The organism is Finegoldia sp. BIOML-A4 (assembly GCF_009679635.1).
Lineage (GTDB): Bacteria > Bacillota > Clostridia > Tissierellales > Peptoniphilaceae > Finegoldia > Finegoldia magna.
The window spans coordinates 1-1,451 of sequence record NZ_WKZC01000019.1; the positions used below are offsets into that span (position 1 = coordinate 1).

General features: G+C 28.8%; 2 protein-coding genes. Both read left to right on the plus strand.

All coding sequences use genetic code 11. The features are described from left to right. Positions 1–47: 47 nt before the first annotated feature. A complete protein-coding gene (locus GKG01_RS08955) occupies positions 48–614 on the plus strand; it encodes a helix-turn-helix domain-containing protein (RefSeq protein WP_012289969.1) in 567 nt (188 codons plus the stop codon). Continuing rightward, on the plus strand, positions 578–1,432 hold the full coding sequence (locus GKG01_RS08960) for an IS3 family transposase (protein WP_148161039.1): 855 nt from the start codon (positions 578–580) through the stop codon (positions 1,430–1,432). The genes GKG01_RS08955 and GKG01_RS08960 overlap by 37 nt, the downstream gene beginning before the upstream one ends. Positions 1,433–1,451: the final 19 nt, after the last annotated feature.

Consider the following 1,451-nt stretch of genomic DNA (forward strand, 5'->3'; position numbering starts at 1 on the left):
TGATATGTACCCTCTTTACTGGACAAACCAGTAAGGAGGGTATTTTTATGAAATATAGTTATGAATTTAAAAAAGAATGCGTACAGTTGTACAGAGAAGGAAGATGGGCGGATACACCTGAAGGAGTTAAAGAAAAGAGATTTCATGACACAATTAAAGAATGGTTTAAGTTAGAAGAAAAGCATGGTCCAGAAATTTTAAAACATGGAAATAATATCGAGTGGACAACTGATGAAAAGCTAGAAGTGGTAAGCAAAGTATTAGCTGGAAACACAATAGGTTCTGTAGCAATTGAAATAGGAATTAATCGTGGACAACTTTATTCATGGGTTAACAAGTATAAAATTTATGGATATAATGGTCTTGTAAATAAAAAGAAAGGTCGTAAACCTAAGAATACAACCATGAAAAAAACGAATATCCATGAAGCAAAAAAACTTAATGAATCCGAAAGAGAAGAACTCATAAGATTGAGAGCAGAAAATGAATATATAAAGGCAGAAAATGAAATAATAAAAAAAGAAATCGCCTTGAGAGAAAAGAACTACGCTGCGCAACTCAAGGCGAAAAAGCAGCGATTGTCAAAAAACTCAAAGAAAAAGGCTACAGACTAAAATATCTTTTAATAGCTATTGATTTGCCAAAATCAACATACTACTTTGAAATTAATAAAGTTGATGCTGTTAAGATTAGAAATAAAAATATAGAAAATAAAATATTTGATATATTTAACAATCATAAAGGAAGATATGGTGTAAGAAGAGTATATAGGGAATTATTGAATCAAGGATATACAATAAATCATAAAAAAGTACAGAGAATAATGCATGAATTAAAACTATTTGGCAAAAGACCTAGAGAAAAATATCATTCATACAAAGGGAAAGTAGGAAAGATTGCTGATAATATAATAGACAGAAATTTTAAAGCTAATAAGCCATTACAAAAATGGAGTACTGATGTATCTCAATTTAACTTTTCATGGGGTAAATGCTACATTTCTCCAATACTTGATATGTATACAAATGAAATAATCTCTTATGACTTATCCTTAAGTCCTAATTTAGAGCAAATATCTAATATGCTAATGAAAGCATTTAACAAATTTCCAATACTAAATAACTTAATATTGCATTCAGATCAAGGTTGGCAATACCAACATAAATATTATATAAGAGAGCTCAAGAAACATGGTATTATCCAATCAATGTCAAGAAAAGGTAATTGTTATGATAATTCAATTATGGAAACATTTTTTGGAAGATTAAAAAATGAAGTTTATTATGGTTACGAAAAGAGCTATAACTCTTTTGAAGAATTTTCGAAAGCAATAGAAAAATACATCTATTATTACAATAACGAAAGAATTCAGAAGAAAACAAAATGGATGCCACCTACAAAGTATAGGTTAGCATCCACTACAACTAATTAATTAAATATTGTGTCCAGTT